Here is a 16,247-nt window from a genome sequence, read left to right on the forward strand (position 1 = left end):
ACGCTGACCACGGTCACTTCCCCTTTGGTTTTCTCCTTGATGCGCAGGGCTTCTTCCACGGCAAATTCGTCGTAGGGGTTCATGATCAGGCTGACCCCTTCTCTATTGATTTTGCCCTGATTATCAAGGGTGATCTTGGCCTCGGTGTCAAAGGTTTGTTTGGCAAAGACCACTACTTTCATATTGCCCCTCCTTAAATTGTCGTTAATCGCCGGACCCGGGCCGGAATTCATTGGGGAAATTCCAGCAGCGATATCTCCGGCTCAGGGACGCCACTACGTTATACTTTGGAGACACTTCAGTTATTTCAGAGTAATGCGACTTAAATTGCCATATTAAGCACCCCTGCGTACTGGACAGGTTAAACCCGTTTAATTTAGTGCAGCGTAAAAAGAATATTCTTTGAAACCGGTACTTCTATCCTTTAAGCAAATAATTGGCGATAACAATGCGCTGTACTTCACTGGTTCCCTCATAGATTTCCGTAATCTTGGCATCACGCATCATCCGTTCCACGGGGTACTCCCGGGTGTAACCATAGCCGCCGTGGATCTGCACGGCTTTGGTGGTCACCCACATGGCCGTTTCAGCGGCGTAAAGCTTGGCCATGGCCGACTGCTTGCCATAGGGCAGTTTATTATCTTTCAGGAAGGCGGCCTGATATACCAGCAGGCGGGCAGCTTCAATACGGGTGGCCATATCCGCCAGCATCCACTGCAGCCCCTGGTTGGCCGCAATGGGCCTGCCGAACTGCTCCCTGATCTTGCTGTAGGCCAGGGCCTGATCAAAGGCCCCCTGGGCAATACCCACGGCCTGGGCGGCAATGCCGATGCGGCCGCCGTCCAAAGTGGCCATGGCCACCTTGAACCCTTTGCCCTCTTCGCCCAGCATGTTTTCTTTCGGGATGCGGCAGTTATCAAAGACCAGCTCATAGGTATAGGAAGCCCGGATACCCATCTTGTGCTCTTTCTTCCCGAAAGTAAACCCGGGAGTATCTTTTTCGACAATAAAGGCGGTAACTCCTCTATGTTTTTTGCTTAAATCGGGGTCCGTACGGGCAATGACCACATAGATGTCCGCCCGGCCCCCGTTGGTGATGAAAATTTTGGTACCATTCAGAACAAATTCATCTCCGTCCCGCACGGCACTTAACTTCACCGAGCCCGCGTCGGAACCGGCGGAAGGTTCGGTCAAACCCAGGGCGCCGATCTTTTTCCCTTCGGCCAGGGGAACCAGATACTTTTGCTTTTGTTCCTCGGTGCCAAAGGCGTAAATGGGCCAGGAACAAAGGGAAGTATGGGCGGAAATGAGCACGCCCGTGGAACCGCAGACCCGGCTCAGTTCTTCCACGGCAATGGCGTAGCTGATGTTATCCATCCCCGCCCCGCCATATTCCTCGGGAAAAGGAATACCGGTCAGGCCGATTTCGGCCATTTTATCCCAAAGGCTCCAGTCATATTCCTCCTGTTCGTCCATTTCGGCTGCTTTGGGCGCCACCTCGCTTTCGGCGAAGTCCCGCACCGTCTGGCGCAGCAGCTCCTGTTCTTCGGTCAATTGAAAGTTCATCTCTCCTACCCCCTGTAATTTATGATCAGCCCAAAGGGCCCGCAGGTTTATATTAAGCCTGCTCTTGATTAAGATAGTAATGCAAAAACCGTACCTGATTTTTTAGAATTCTCAGACTTGCCGGCCGGGACAGGAATCACGTCGTTTCAGAGGGCGACGGCCGGCAGGTGAAAGGCAACGCATACACCCATTATAGTTAACCGTCATTGATTCCACAATAACCCAAACCACCAAAAATCTGATCGCTGGCCGGATTGCCACCGGCAAAAGAATGTGTTTACCTGCATAGACATGTTCCCCCGCGGCAATAGAACAACCAGCTGTTATAATGAAACAAAAGGCATCCAGACAAGGGTCAAGCCCCGTTGCTACAAAAAAGACAGCCCGTGTCCGCCCCGTCCCGGTTTTACCGTCCTATCCACGGATAATGATCAAAGGCCGGGTAATTTACCCGGCCCTGGGGGCGAAAACATATTTACTTCCGTTTGCCCGCCCATTCCCTTTCCCGCAGCTCTATCCGGCGGATTTTACCGCTGACGGTTTTGGGCAGGGAATCCACAAACTCTATCTTCCGCGGATATTTATAGGGTGCAGTCACCTTCTTCACATGCTCCTGCAGTTCCTTTACCAGCTCATCGGAAGGCTGGTAACCGGGGGCCAGGATCACAAAGGCTTTGACCACTTCCCCCCTGATTTCGTCCGGACTGGATACCACGGCCGATTCGGCCACCGCCGGATGTTCCAGCAGAGCACTTTCCACTTCGAAGGGACCGATGCGGTAACCGGCAGCCAGGATCACATCATCGGCCCGTCCCACAAACCACAGGTAGCCGTCCTCATCCTTGTAGGCCCGGTCACCGGTGAGATACCAGTCACCCCGGTGAACGCTGGCCGTTTTCGCCGGGTCTTTCCAGTATTCTTTAAACAACCCCACCGGACGCTCCGGTTTCACCCGCACCGCCAGATCTCCTTCCATATTGGGCGGCAGGATATTGCCATTTTCGTCAATGACCTGCAGGTCGAAACCGGGCGAAGGCTTGCCCATGGAGCCGAAGCGGGGCTCCAGGCAGGGAAAGCTGCCGCAAATCAACACCGATTCGGTTTGACCGTAACCGTCCCGGATGGTTATCCCGGTGGCCTTTTTCCACACCTCAATAACCTCCGGGTTGAGGGGTTCCCCGGCACCCACACAGTGGCGCAAAGTGGGGAATTTATACTGGGATAAATCCTCCAGAATCATCATCCGGTAATTGGTGGGGGCCCCACACATAGTGGTGATGGGGTATTTCGCCAGCAATTCCAGGGTTTTCTTGGGACTGAACCGCAGGGAATGGTGCACAAAAAGGGCCGCCCCCATATTCCATGGGCCGAAGAAACTGCTCCAGGCCGCCTTGGCCCAACCGGTATCGCTCAGGTTCCAGTGCAGATCTTCGGGACGCAAATCCAGCCAGAACTTACCGGTGATAATATGCCCGATGGGATAGCTGGCATGGGTATGAACGGTCATCTTGGGATAACCGGTGGTACCCGAGGTGAAATACAAAATGGCGTTGTCGTCGCTTCTGGTGTTTTCCGTTTGGAATTCCTCGCTGGCGGCGGCCACCGCATCAGAGTAGGTCAGCCACCCCTCCCGGGGTTCACCCACAATAATCCGGGATTTGACCGTGGGGCAGTCGGCAATGATCTCATCCACCTTGGGAGCGTTGGCATTGTCGGTAATGATGCATACGGCCTCCGCCGCTTCAAAGCGGTACTTGATATCCTTGGCCGTCAACTGGGTGGTACCGGGACTGATCACCGCTCCCATGCGCAGGCAGGCCAGGTTTGTTTCCCACCACTCGATTAAACGGGGCAGGATGACCACCACCACATCCCCCTTTTGGACGCCCTGCTGGCGGAGGACATTGGCCAGCCGCCGGGAGGCCTTGCTGAAATCCAGGAAAGTCTTGCGCACCTCATTGCCCTCGTCGTCAACCCAGAGCATGGCCAGCTTGTCCGGATCTTCAGCCCATTTATCTATAACATCCCGGGAAAAATTAAAGTATTCCGGCACCTCCCATTTGAATTCAGCATAGGTTTTATCGTAATCCATCATATTGTGCAGGCTCAATCTGAAATTCCCCCCTTTTTTTCCTGGTTGAACAACCCGTTATGCCGCGCCGTCAGATTGCTGTCACCCCCTCCCCCCGTTGCCGTATAACTTCCCATGCAAGAAATATGCGTGAAATGTACCACATTTCAGATTTTTCAATGTATCCATTATGTTTGCTCATTTTTCCCGTTCAGGCGGGCGGGGATGAAAAGCGGGGGTGTCAAAATCAAAAACATAAAACAGATTGTTGATAGCCCGGCATGATAATGCCGGCATTAAAATCAGCCCACGATATTGTAAACAATAATAGACATGTTGTTTAACGTAACATCAAGCCCGGTTTTTTAGTTTTTTAGCCGCCACAATGGCCTTGATCTGCTCTACGGCCCCAATATCTTCCAGGCCGGTGATGTCGCCTTTAATATCCCCTTCCACCACAATCTCTTTGAGCAACCGGCGCATGATTTTCCCGCTGGGGGTTTTGGGCATGACACTGGTAAAGTAGATCTGGCCGGGTACGGCTATTTTGCTGATATTTTCGATTACCTTATTTTTAACAGCCTGCTCCATTTCCGGACCCGGCTCGTAACCCTGACGCAGGGTGACAAAGGCCACCGGTACCAGACCCTTGATCTCATCGGGTACCCCGATAACAGCCGCTTCGGCCACCCCCTCACATTCAATAATGGCGCTTTCCATTTCCATGGTGCTCAGGCGGTGGCCGGCCACATTGAATACGTCGTCAATGCGCCCGAGCACCCAGTAATGACCGTCCCTGTCTTTGATGGCCTGATCATTGGAAAAGTAACACCCCTCCACCTGGCTGAAATACTCGCGCACATACCTCTCGGGCTCCCTCCAGAGGGTGCGCACCAGCATGGGAATGGGCCGGCGCATAATCAGATTGCCCGGCGTTTCCGGCGGCAGGGAATTACCTTCCTCATCCACCACATCCATCTGTGCCCCCAAAAACTGGATGCCGCAGGAGCCCGGTTTCATGGGCGTGACCCAGGCGGCCCCGGCCAGGGGACAACCGGCCGTTTCCGTCTGTCCCCAGGTGTTGTTGATGTAAATACGGCCCTTGCCCAGTTTTTCATGGGCCCAATGCCAGGCCTCGGGGTTGAATGGTTCACCCACCAGGGATAATACATCCAGACAGGAGAGGTCATAGGGCTCCATGTACTTCTCGCCATAACGCATAAGCATGCGGATGGCGGTGGGAGCGGTAAAGAGCTTGTTCACCCGGTATTTGGAAATAATCTGGTAGAAACGGTCGGGCTGCGGGTAGTCCAGGGCTCCCTCATAAAAGATGGTGGTCACCCCGTTGGCCAGGGCCCCGGCAATGCCCCAGATATGCATGGTCAGCCAGCCGATGTCAGCCGTACACCAGAACATGTCGTTTTCATGGTGATCCATATGAAACCTGCCGTAAACATAATTATTAATCACAAAGGCTACACTGGAATGCACGACCCCTTTGGGCTTCCCGGTGGTACCGCTGGTATAAAAGACCAGACCCGGTTCATTGGCCTCCATGGGCTCCGGCGGGCAATCCAGTCCCGCTTTGGCCATAAGTTCGTGCCACCAGTGGTCCCTTTCCGGCTGCATGTTGATTTCCGTACCGGTACGCTTAACCACCACCACGGACTTGATGCTCTCAATTCCTTCGATGGCCTCGTCCACCCTGGACTTGAGGGGAATTTCCCGTCCCCGGCGGTATCCGCCGTCGGCCGTAACCACCACCTGGGGCTCGTAATTGATCAGCCGGTCCTTCAATGCCCGAACGGAAAAACCGGAGAAAACGGTATTGAAGAGCACGCCCAAACGGTAACAGGCCAGAACGGCAATTACCGTTTCCGCCAGATTGGGCAGGAAAATGGCCACCCGGTCCCCCTTATGCAAACCGAAGCCTTTCAAAACGTTGGCAAACTTGCAGACTTCCGCATGCAACATACGGTAGGTATAGAATTTGGTCTGGTAATCCTCCCCTTCCCAGATCAGGGCCATGCGGTTGTCCGCACCCCTTTCCAGGTGGCGATCAATCATGTTATAGCAGGGGTTGGTCACGCCTCCCACAAAAAATTTAAAGTATGGCAACTGCCCTTCCATAACCTTTTCCCAGGGTTTGATCCAGTACAGCTCGCCGGCCATTTCAGCCCAAAAAGCCGCCGGGTCCTCCCAGGATTTCCTGAGCAGGGAATTAAAAGCGTCCACACTGCCAAGCACCGATTGCTTGACTTTTTCCCGGGCCGGGTAGTATAGTTTGCTGGCCCGGATCATTTTCAACTGCTCTTCCGGTTTGACTTCTGCCATTGTCCATCCTCCCACTTTTTGAAGTTGAGTCCAAATTTTTGAACATTCTGACTATACGAGGCCTGCACATATTTTCATAACAGCAACCCCACCCTGTTCCCCTACCCCCTTTCCCCGGAATTATCCATCACAGGCTAATGAAGATATTGTTTTATTCAACGCCGGGAGCCCGTTTCCTTTCCCTCCCACCACACTTTCATCCAATCCCGGGTGTTCGGCCAGTACAGGCAGGTTAAAGGAATGGCGCCCCAGCAACCAGATAACGGCTTCCCCGGCCGCCGCACTCCGGCGGCCGGGAGAACAACCGGAAGAACTCGATTCCACCCCCAACCAGCCGGCCGGTTAACATCCCAGGGACCGGGCAATAACCAGGCGCTGGATCTCCGACGTACCCTCCCCAATCTCCAGCAACTTGGCATCCCGCAGGTAACGTTCGACAGGAAATTCCCTCATATAACCATAACCACCGTGAATTTGAATGGCCTCCAGGGCCGCCCGGGTGGCCATTTCCGAGCCAAAAAGTTTGGCCATGGCCGCCTCCCTGGTATATGGACGCCCCTGGTCCTTCAACCAGGCAGCCTTTAAGTACATATTCCGGGCCAGTTCAATGCTGGTGGCCATGTCGGCCAGCTTGAAGGCAATGGCCTGAAATTTGGATATGCTCTGCCCAAACTGCACCCTTTCTTTGGCATAGGCCAGCGCAGCGTCCAGGCAGGCCTGGGCGATGCCCACCCCCATGGCGCCAATGGCAACGCGCCCGCCGTCCAGAACAGTCAAAAACTGCTTGAATCCTTGATTCAACTGGCCCAGGAGATTTTCCGCCGGTACACGCACATTGTCAAAGAAAAGCTCGGCGGTATTGGACCCGTGCAGGCCCATTTTTTCATAACCGGCCCGGATGGTAAACCCGGGAGCACCGGTGGGCACTATGATGGCACTGATACCCCCCTTGCCCTTTGCCCGGTCGGTCACTGCCGTAATGGTCACAAAACGGGCGTAGCTGGCGTTGGTGATAAAGCACTTGGAGCCGTTGATCACCCATTCATCCCCTTCCAGAACGGCCGTGGTCCGGGTGCCGCCGGCGTCGGAACCCGCATTTGGTTCGGTCAATCCAAAGGCGCCCATACATTCCCCCCGGCACAGGGGGGTAAGAAATTTTTCCTTCTGTTCTCTGGTTCCAAAAAGGTGTATGGGCATGCAGCCCAGGGAGATATGCGCTTCGTAGGTCAGGCCGGTGGAAGCGCAGGCCCGGGTAATCTCCTCCAGGGCCAGGCAATAGCTGACATAATCGGCGCCGGCTCCACCGTATTCCTCGGGAAAGGGCAGTCCCATCAAATCCATCTGGGCAAGTTTTTTAATGATATCCAGGGGGAACTGTCCGCTCCGGTCAATTTCCTTGGCCCGGGGTGCAATTTCATTCCGGACAAAATCCCGTACCACATCCCGGATCATTTGCTGGTCCTGGGTCAAATCAAAGTTCATGGTCACCCCTCCCGAATTGCCCATGTTAAAATTTTCAATGAACTGACAGTGGTCCTGTTGCCCCCGTTTTCAAAGCGCTATCCCAAAACCGTCCGGAAGGCGGAAATCCCCGCTTGAGACAGCACCTTTTTAACCTGTAAAATAACTGGCCGGCAATATCCATCCGGGGGTTCATGACGAAAAATCATACCATGCCTTTAAAGTCGTTGTTCTTGTCTATAGTCTTATTGAACGGTTTTTTTCCTGCCACGTTCCTCCTTCCCTCTAAAAAATGGGTTGGTATCCGGCCACCCGGCAACTTTTCGTTGATTGAAGGAGGGTGTCCGTTGAAACAAGGGCCACGACCCTGGAGTGTTAATGCAATTGTTCTGCAACCGCACCGGTATTTTGCCCCAACGGTCATAAACGGCGTGCCAAATACTAAAAATAGAACCCGAACAGATCAAGCGGCAGCCCGGGCACCCTGAAGGTGTCACACCATTTTACATACCGGAGGCTTTTAACATTCCTTACGCAAACAGATAATACACCCGCGTCCCCCGGGCAAGGCCTTCTCATTGTCTAGTGACATATACAGTTCATCAATGATCTGTTTGCAAAACCACCCGGTCATTAAAAAAGCCTTCCCGGACAGGAAGGCTTTCTCTGCCTGTATTGGCAATTGCACCGACGGGGGTATCCTGATAAAGTGGCGCCCGATGAACCGCTCCTTTGCCTCAGGCTGTTTTCGCCCTGGCCTGGTGGCGGCTTAAGGCTTCCTGGTACAGCTGCAAATACTCCACTCCCGACCGGGCCCAGGAGAAGTCCAGTTCCATGGCGGTCCTGATCAGACGCCGCCACTGGTCCGGTTTCTCCCGGTACAACCTTACGGCCCTTTCCACGGCGTCATAAAGGGCATCGCCCGTATATTCCGCAAAAACAAACCCGTTGCCCGATCCGGTGACCGGATTGTAATCATGCACCGTGTCGGCCAGGCCGCCGGTGGCCCGGACAATGGGAATGGTGCCGTAACGCATGGCAATAAGCTGTCCCAGACCACAGGGCTCAAACCGGGAGGGCATCAGGAACATGTCGGCCCCGGCATAAATGCGCTGGGCCAGAATGGAGTTAAAGCCAATGTAGATGCCCACCCTTTCCGGATAACGGCTTTTTATGTTCCGGAGCATCTCTTCATAGCGTCGGTCGCCGCTGCCCAGAACCACAAACTGGATGTCCTGCGCCAGCAGCCTGTCGGTAATGCGGGCGATCAGATCCAGACCCTTTTGATCCACCAGACGGGAGATCATCCCCAGCAGGGGAACATCCTTCACGGGCAACTCCATTTCCTTCTGCAGGGCATACTTATTCTCCCGTTTGTTTTCGATGCTGTCCCGGTCGTAGTTACGGTGAATGCGGTGATCGGTTTTGGGGTTGAACTCGTGGTAATTGATTCCGTTCACGATACCATACAGATCATGGGAGCGCTTGCGCAGCAGGCCGTCCATCCTTTCCCCGAATTCCGGCCTCTGAATTTCAGCAGCGTATGTTTTGCTGACCGTATTGATTACATCGGCATATAAAATACCCATTTTCATGAAACTGACCGTTCCATAGAATTCCAGCAACTCGGGTGTGAAGTAGCTGTCCCCCACTTCCAGTATCCGTAACGTCTCCCGGGGAAAATTGCCCTGGTACTGCAGGTTGTGAATGGTAAAAACGGTGGCAGTGCGGTTATAAAAGGGGTCGTGACCATAGCGTTCCTTCAGGTGAAAGGGTATGGGTCCGGTCTGCCAGTCGTTGCAGTGGATTATATCCGGCTGCCAGTTCAGCCGGGGCAGCATTTCCAGCACGGCACGGCAGAAAAAGGCAAAACGCTCGGCTTCATCCGGAAACATGTACATGCCGTCCCGGTAGAAGAAATGGTGATTATCCACCAGGTACACGGGAATGATACGATGCTCCCCCTGGTACTGGGCTTCGATGCTGGATTCACGGATGATGGCCGTTTCCGCCCGGTTGTTAAACATCACAGGAAAATCCATACGGTAGGCCGCCCCTTCTATGCCCTTATAATGGGGCATGGCCACCCGTACATCGTTGCCCATGCGGTCGTTGCCAATGGTGGCCAGGGCCTTGGGCAATGAACCGGCCACATCCGCCAGTCCCCCGGTTTTGGCAAAGGGAACCACTTCCGAAGAAACCAGCAGAATTTTCAGCGGACGATCAAACATAACGCGTTACCTCCCTCTGTGCATGCTCCATTACCGGCGGCAAACAGAAAACTTCCTGTTCCCGCAGGGTGGACGCCGCCAGTTCCGGCGGTGTGGGATTGATATAAAAACCGGTTCCCAGCTCAAAGCCGGCCATGATGGTCAAACGGGGCAATATTTCCACATGCCAGTGGTAATGCATGGTGTCCGTTTCATTAACCGGCGCGGTGTGCAGCACCAGGTTGTAGGGCGGACCGCCCAGACTTTCCCTTAAGCGCAAAAGGGTATCCCGCAGCACCCGGGCCATGTCCGGCACCTGATCCGGGCGAATCTCCCCGAAATCGTGCTGGTGCTCCCGGGGTACAATCCATGTTTCAAAGGGAAAGCGGGAGGCAAAGGGCGCGAAACTGAGGAATTTGTCTGTTTGGGTAACCACCCGCTGCCGTTCGGCCATTTCCTGATCCAGAACATCACAAAGGATACACCGTCCGGTGGCCTGAGTATACCGCCGCATGCCCTGCAATTCTTCCCGTACATCCACGGGGATCATGGGGGTGGCTATAATCTGGGAGTGGGTGTGCTCCAGGGAAGCACCCGCCGTTTGACCGAAGTTTTTAAAGATATGTATATATTTTAAACGGCTATCCCGGCGCAGGTCCAGGTGGCGCTGGCGCCAGGCCCAGATTACCTCTTCGAACTGGCGATTGTTCTGGGTGACCAGATAGGCATCGTGGTCGGGCGCCTCCACCACCACTTCGTGGGCGCCCAACCCGTCCATTAATTCATAGACGCCGTGACGGCGGACACCTTCCTTCGCTTCCACACGGACAGCCGGGAATTTATTGGGCACCACCCGTACCCACCAGCCGGGAGTATCACGCCGGGTGCCCTGTTCCCGGAAGGCAATGATCTCCGGCGGTGTCTCCTTTTCATTTCCGGGACAAAGGGGGCACCGGCCTTCCTTTTTCTCGTCTACGGGAACCTTAAAATCACAGGGACGTTTACCCCTTTCCGTGGCGATAACCACCCAGCGCTCGACCAGCGGGTCCTTCCTCCATTCAGGCACTTCCCTTCCCCCTCTCACAATTACTGCCATACCCTTATGACAGCACGGACTTGACCTCTACACTAAAAGTACCGCAAACCCACCCTTTTTATGCAACTGAACGGTTTCCTGCGACAACATTTTCAGCGCCGGCAGGAATATGGCGGTAATCATCGAATTATCCTGTACCAGGAAAAAGAAAGGGGATTAATGTTGTGCCCGGTGAGCTGGTGAGTATTAAAGGCACCCGGCAGGGCCTGGTTATCCTGCTGGATACCAACAGGGATTATGAAGATCTAAAAAAATACCTGCAGCGAAAGATGGAATCAGCCCGGGGCTTTTTCCGGGGTGCCCGGTTTACCGTTTACGGGCAGGAAAATGCCCTCCCCGGCCATCAGCGGACGGAGCTGGAAAACATCTGCCGTCAATACGGGTTGATCCCTGATCGCGGCATTCCCTGGCCACCCCGGCAAACCACCACATTGCGCCATCCCGGGGAGAAAGCGAATCCCGCTGGCATGGAAAATGTCAGCGGGCACGGCGAACCGGCCCGGCTATATAGTGGCCTTTTGCGTTCCGGGCAGACACTCCACTACCCGGAAAACGTGATCATCCTGGGTGACGTGCACCCCGGTGCCCGGGTGGTGGCCGGGGGCAGTATTGTAGTCATGGGTTCCTGCCTGGGGGAAGTCCATGCGGGAGCAGGACCACAGAAAAAAGCCACCATTACGGCATTGCACCTCTCCCCCACCGGGTTGAGCATCGCCGGCATAATGGCAGATCCCGCCGGTATCCCGCAAGCCCGGGGTGTACCCCTGATGGCCAGGGTGGAAAAAGGTATAATTAACTTTATATTTTACCAGAAAAAAACCGGTTTTCCCCTACCGCTCTAAACCGGTCATATTTAGCGTTACCCTGCCGGATACCCGGTTCCAGGGAAACCTGGTATGCGGGGGGACCCCTCCCGCTGTAAGAAATAATGGGCCGCCAGCAAACCGGCGGTGGATTTGGCGTCCCGGATCTCGCCCCGCCAGAGCATATTCATCGCTTCCCCCAGGGGCACCTTGACCACCTGGATAAATTCGTCGGCATCGGTATGGGACTTCCCCTGCCTTAAATTACGGGCCAGGAAAAGATGCATTTTTTCCGTGGTAAATCCCGGGGTGCTGTAAAAGCCGCAAAGCATCTGCCAATCTGCCGCAAAAAGGCCCGTTTCCTCCGCCAGCTCCCGCTGGGCGCACATGAATGGATCCTCATGGTGCTCCATCTTGCCCGCCGGTATCTCCAGCAGTTCTTCCCCCACGGCGTACCGGTACTGCCGGACCAGGAAAACTTCCCCCGCTTCGTTGAGGGCCACCACGGCCACGGCACCGGCGTATTCCACCACTTCCCTGGTGCCCGTCCGGCCATCGGGAAAAATTACCGTATCCACCCGCAGATTTAAGATTTTCCCCCGGTAAACCATTTGGGAATCCACTTTCTTTTCAACCAGACTATCCACCATTTCGTCCCCCTTTTCCTAAAAAACCAGCCGCTTCATTTTGCCCAGGGCCAGGCCGGGCAAGAGGGCGTAATCCTCGGTGGGCAGGTGGCAGGGAGCGGAAGCGTCGAAGAGAACATTGCCCGAAGGAGGGAACTCCTCATCCCCCAGCCACAGCACAAAGGTAATGGGTATCTTTGGCAATGCCGGCACGCGGACGGCCACGTCCCCCACCGGCACCCTTTCTCCCCCCAGCATCTCCCCCGCCCGCACCAGCAATTCCGGTTTCTGCCCGAAGATGCCCACCAGCGGCCGCACCGCCCGGTTGGTAAAGGGGCCTGTATAAATGGAGCCGCCGGGCAATTCCTTAAAGGAAATCAACCGGCCTTCCGCCCGGGCCGGACCGGCTTTAACCAGGTAATGGAGCAGGAGAATCTGCACCTCCAGCGGTACACCGGTGACACCGGAAAGCTCCCTCACTTCACCGCCGGGATAACCCACTATATAATCACTGCCCAGAAAGGGAACGACAAATTCCCCTTTGGCCGGATCATAGCCCACTGCTCCACAGTCGGCCATGCTCCGGGGGTCCTTGCGGGCAAATTCCGCCCGGGCCTGACGGTGGGCTGGCTCCAGATTCATCCACGGCAAGAAAATCCCTCCTAAATGAAAAACCAGCATAAGACAGGCTTCGTCATACAACAGGACTTTTCCTGCCTTCAACCCTTAAAAGGTGTATATCCGGGGTTATTTTGTGTCAAAATTTAAGAGACAATATTCCTGCGGAGGTGTGCATTACAGATGAGCATCATGCGCTGGGATCCCTTCGGCGAACTGCATGCGCTGCGCCACCATATGAACCGCTTTCTGGCCGCTCCCTGGTTTAGAGGTTTTCCCGGTCCGGCCATGGAGGGAGTCGGGCCACGGATGGACATCTACCAGACGGACCAGGAGGTGGTGGCCACAGCCGAGTTGCCGGGCGTGGTCTCCAAAGACGATGTGGAAGTAACCCTTACCGACAACACCCTGAGCATAAAGGGTGAGTTCAAAAGAAACGAGGAGCAAAGGGAAGAAAATTTCTTTCACAGTGAGCGCTATTTCGGCACCTTCAGCCGTACATTGCCCCTGCCGGCGGAAGTGAAACCGGACCAGGCCCGGGCCACCTTTAAAAACGGTGTTTTAGAAATCAGAATGCCCAAAAAGGAACAGGGCAAGGGTAACATTTACCGGGTCGATATCCATTGAAAAGGGCGGGAAAACCGCCCTTTATTGCTTGTCGGCAAACAAAAGGCTGTTATATACGACGGTCAATAGCAGGCCCCTCCTCCCTTACCATCTTCATCCTTTTAAGGAAGAGATTTATTAATGCTTCCCCTGGACAAACCTGATATAATTTCCTGGGAAAGTCAATCCAGAGGAGGCAACCATGGACAGAAAAGGAACAGGCAAAATAACAGTGGCAGCGTTGCTCATCTTTACTCTTTTCGCCCTGGTGCCGGTGTCTTACGCCGGCCAGTATTTACGGCAGGGGGACTACGGACCGGAAGTGGCCGCCCTGCAACAACAGTTGCAAAAACTGGGATACCTGGCCGCCCCCGCCACGGGATATTTCGGACCTTTAACGTACGCCGCCGTCACCAGATTGCAGGTGGAACATCAATTACAGCCCGACGGCATTGTGGGGCCGCTGACCCGGAATGTGATGGGCCTGCTGCTGGCCGGTAACCGGCAGGACTCCCCTCCACCGGCCACGGATAAAAGCAGGAAAACGGTAATGGGTTATTATACCGGTGAGGAGTGGCCCATACCCTCTTCACTGGAAAGCCTGCGTACCAACGGGCGGTTTCTCACCTACGTGGCGCCCTTCCGTTACCGCCTGCACCCGGCCGGAACCGGTGCGCTGGAAACCATGGCAGACATCCCGGACCGGGAGCTAAATCAGCTGATGACCATAGCCCGGGAGAAAAATGTGGGGGTACTGCCTTTAATACATAATATGCTCTACGGGAACGGCATACAGGGCAGAGATGTGGCTCACCGCATTTTAACCGATCCGCAAAAACGCCGGACACTGGTCGATAATATCTATGCTCTGGTCCGGGATAAGGGTTTTCAGGGAGTGGAAATTGACATTGAAGATATTTATGTTAATGACAGCCAGTTATTTAACCAGTTCATAGCCGAGCTTTCGGCAAAGTTCAAACCGGCTGGTTATTACCTTTCAGTGGCCCTGCCGGCCAGGATCAGCGACACACCCAACATGAGCTGGAGCGATTCCTTTGACTATTCAGGCGTAGGCCGCTACGCCGACCAGGTGGTGATCATGGCCTACGACGAACACGGCGCTTACAGCTATGCGGGTCCCATCGCCTCCCTGCCCTGGGTGGAAAAGGTGGTACGCTATACCACCGGGAAGATTCCCCCGGAGAAGGTTTTGCTGGGCCTGCCGGCATACGGCTTTGACTGGAATTTTGACGGCGGATCTCCCCGCTATGTGTCCTACCAGATGGCCATGGAAACGGCCCGCTGGTATGGCCTGCCCGTCAACTGGAACCAGTGGGCACAATCCCCATACATCGGTTATACCGATGAAAACGGCTCCTGGCATGAGGTGTGGTTTGAAAACGCCAGCAGCTGGGCGGGGAAGATGGATCTGGTGAATAAATATAATTTGAAAGGGATCGCCATCTGGCGCATGGGGATGGAGGATCCGGCAGGCTGGAAAGTTATACAAGACAAATTTGCGGTGGACAAGAACAACCATTGAAAGGATTTCCCGGGGCAACTGAAGAATTATTTTCCTGAAGAGCTTCGGGCACCACGTGCAAAAGCGGGGCATATGGCCAGCCCGGGAGAAGGAGCGGATTGCGTTGGCCGTGCGTATCGGTATTCCCGGCTCATTGCTTTATTTTCTCTATTACCCCACCTGGAATACTTTCTTTCGGGAACTGGGCGCACAGGTAATCTCCTCCGGGAAAACCACCAGGGAAATGCTGGATCTGGGGGTGAAGGAAGCCCTGGCCGACGCCTGCGTACCGGTAAAACTTTACTTCGGGCATGTCCAGGCACTGGCCCGGCAGGTCGATTACCTGTTCATCCCGCGGGTGGTCTGCCTGAACAAAGAAACCACCTACTGTCCCAAATTCCTGGGCCTGCCCGACATGATCCGGCACAGTTTGAAAAACGTGCCGGAGATTATTGATACGCGCATGGATGTGCGGGAAGGGTGGAACGCCCTGGCCGGGGCATACGATCGGGCCGGCCGGGCGCTGGGAGCGCCGGTGCGGCTTATCCGCCGGGCCTTCCAGCGGGCCATGGCCGCGGAAAGACAGTTTTTCTCCCTGCTGCAGGAAGGCTGGCAACCGGCGGAGGCCATGCAGATGCTGGAGAAGGGAATCCGCCCGGGGGAAAAACCGCCGGAGGGCAACCCGGTTTTTGCCGTCCTGGGTTACCCCTATATCGTCCACGACCAGTACATCAGTGTGGGATTGCTGGCGCGGCTGAAAAAAATGGGCATCGGAGTAATTACCGTCGAGAATCTGCCGCCAAAGGTTTTATCCAGGATCAATTTGCATCTGGACAAACGTTTATTCTGGACGCTGGGCGACCTGGTCCTGCGGGCTCACCATTTTTTCCTGCGACAAAAAACCGTGGACGGCGTGATTCACCTGACGGCCTTCGGCTGCGGACCCGATTCCCTGGTGGACAAATTCATGGAAATGGCCGCCCGGGAACATCCGGATGTTCCATTCATGAGCCTGTCCGTGGATGAACACAGCGGGGAAGCCGGCCTGGCCACCCGCCTGGAGGCTTTCGCGGATATGGTTAAAAGAAAGAGGTGCACCGTCAGTGCCCAGGGTAACTTTCCCCCACGTGGCCGAATCCTATCGCAGTTTCAAAATGTTGATGGAAGATCTGGGCAACCAGGTGATCCTGCCCCCCCGTCCCAGTAAACGCACTCTGGACCTGGGGGTGAAATATGCGCCGGAATTTGCCTGTTTTCCGCTGAAAATCCTGCTGGGCACCTACCTGGAAACCTGTCCTGAGGGGGTGGAATTGATTATCACCAGCGGCGGGGTG

Annotated in this window: 14 protein-coding genes and 1 pseudogene; 5 read left to right on the top strand and 10 right to left on the bottom strand. The window is 54.9% G+C overall.

The annotated features are described in order from the left end of the window. The 8 genes and pseudogenes from GFC01_RS16015 to galT form a co-directional block, all read right to left on the bottom strand. A pseudogene (locus tag GFC01_RS16015) lies at positions 1-182 on the bottom strand (electron transfer flavoprotein subunit beta); the annotation flags it as partial. Between the two features lie 235 nt (positions 183-417). After that, entirely contained in the window at positions 418-1,566 is a 1,149-nt protein-coding gene (locus GFC01_RS16020; protein WP_152948168.1) for an acyl-CoA dehydrogenase, read from the bottom strand. Positions 1,567-2,041: 475 nt separating this feature from the next. Then, positions 2,042-3,661 carry an AMP-binding protein gene (locus GFC01_RS16025; protein WP_152948180.1) on the bottom strand — a complete coding sequence of 540 codons (1,620 nt, stop codon included), beginning with the start codon at positions 3,659-3,661 and terminating at the stop codon, positions 2,042-2,044. A 327-nt stretch (positions 3,662-3,988) separates the two neighbouring features. Then, positions 3,989-5,971, bottom strand: a complete 1,983-nt coding sequence (gene acs, locus GFC01_RS16030) for an acetate--CoA ligase (RefSeq protein WP_152948169.1) — start codon at positions 5,969-5,971, stop codon at positions 3,989-3,991. Positions 5,972-6,091: 120 nt separating this feature from the next. After that, entirely contained in the window at positions 6,092-6,295 is a 204-nt protein-coding gene (locus tag GFC01_RS16035; RefSeq protein ID WP_152948170.1) for a hypothetical protein, read from the bottom strand. Between the two features lie 18 nt (positions 6,296-6,313). Beyond that, positions 6,314-7,453 (bottom strand): acyl-CoA dehydrogenase, encoded by a 1,140-nt coding sequence (locus GFC01_RS16040; protein ID WP_152948171.1) that lies wholly within the window; start codon positions 7,451-7,453, stop codon positions 6,314-6,316. 716 nt (positions 7,454-8,169) lie between these two features. Further along, the gene (glgA, locus tag GFC01_RS16045) at positions 8,170-9,663 is read right to left on the bottom strand and encodes a glycogen synthase GlgA (protein WP_152948172.1); all 1,494 of its coding nucleotides are present in this window, start codon (positions 9,661-9,663) and stop codon (positions 8,170-8,172) included. After that, the gene (gene galT, locus GFC01_RS16050; protein ID WP_341474047.1) at positions 9,656-10,708 is read right to left on the bottom strand and encodes a galactose-1-phosphate uridylyltransferase; all 1,053 of its coding nucleotides are present in this window, start codon (positions 10,706-10,708) and stop codon (positions 9,656-9,658) included. The genes glgA and galT overlap by 8 nt, the downstream gene beginning before the upstream one ends. A 194-nt stretch (positions 10,709-10,902) precedes the next feature. Between galT and GFC01_RS20040 the strand changes: the two genes are divergently transcribed. Next, the gene (locus GFC01_RS20040; protein WP_152948174.1) at positions 10,903-11,580 is read left to right on the top strand and encodes a septum site-determining protein MinC; all 678 of its coding nucleotides are present in this window, start codon (positions 10,903-10,905) and stop codon (positions 11,578-11,580) included. Positions 11,581-11,597: 17 nt separating this feature from the next. Here the strand turns inward: GFC01_RS20040 and GFC01_RS16060 are convergent, their stop codons facing one another. Then, complete coding sequence (locus GFC01_RS16060) at positions 11,598-12,191, bottom strand: NUDIX hydrolase (RefSeq protein WP_152948175.1); 594 nt, start codon at positions 12,189-12,191, stop codon at positions 11,598-11,600. A gap of 15 nt (positions 12,192-12,206) precedes the next feature. Continuing rightward, a complete protein-coding gene (locus tag GFC01_RS16065) occupies positions 12,207-12,809 on the bottom strand; it encodes a DUF3786 domain-containing protein (protein WP_243137647.1) in 603 nt (200 codons plus the stop codon). A gap of 159 nt (positions 12,810-12,968) precedes the next feature. Between GFC01_RS16065 and GFC01_RS16070 the strand changes: the two genes are divergently transcribed. The 4 genes from GFC01_RS16070 to GFC01_RS16085 form a co-directional block, all read left to right on the top strand. Further along, the gene (locus GFC01_RS16070) at positions 12,969-13,412 is read left to right on the top strand and encodes an Hsp20/alpha crystallin family protein (RefSeq protein ID WP_152948177.1); all 444 of its coding nucleotides are present in this window, start codon (positions 12,969-12,971) and stop codon (positions 13,410-13,412) included. Between the two features lie 181 nt (positions 13,413-13,593). After that, positions 13,594-14,934, top strand: a complete 1,341-nt coding sequence (locus GFC01_RS16075) for a glycosyl hydrolase family 18 protein (RefSeq protein ID WP_152948178.1) — start codon at positions 13,594-13,596, stop codon at positions 14,932-14,934. 109 nt (positions 14,935-15,043) lie between these two features. Continuing rightward, positions 15,044-16,120, top strand: coding sequence for an acyl-CoA dehydratase activase-related protein (locus GFC01_RS16080; protein WP_341474050.1), 1,077 nt, complete (start codon positions 15,044-15,046; stop codon positions 16,118-16,120). Then, positions 16,068-16,247: acyl-CoA dehydratase activase-related protein (locus tag GFC01_RS16085; RefSeq protein WP_479723387.1), on the top strand; the 180-nt coding region annotated here is incomplete at its 3' end. The genes GFC01_RS16080 and GFC01_RS16085, both read left to right, overlap by 53 nt.

The sequence above is a fragment of the Desulfofundulus thermobenzoicus genome (assembly GCF_009428905.1).
In the GTDB taxonomy this organism is placed as follows: Bacteria; Bacillota; Desulfotomaculia; order Desulfotomaculales; family Desulfovirgulaceae; genus Desulfofundulus_A; species Desulfofundulus_A thermobenzoicus.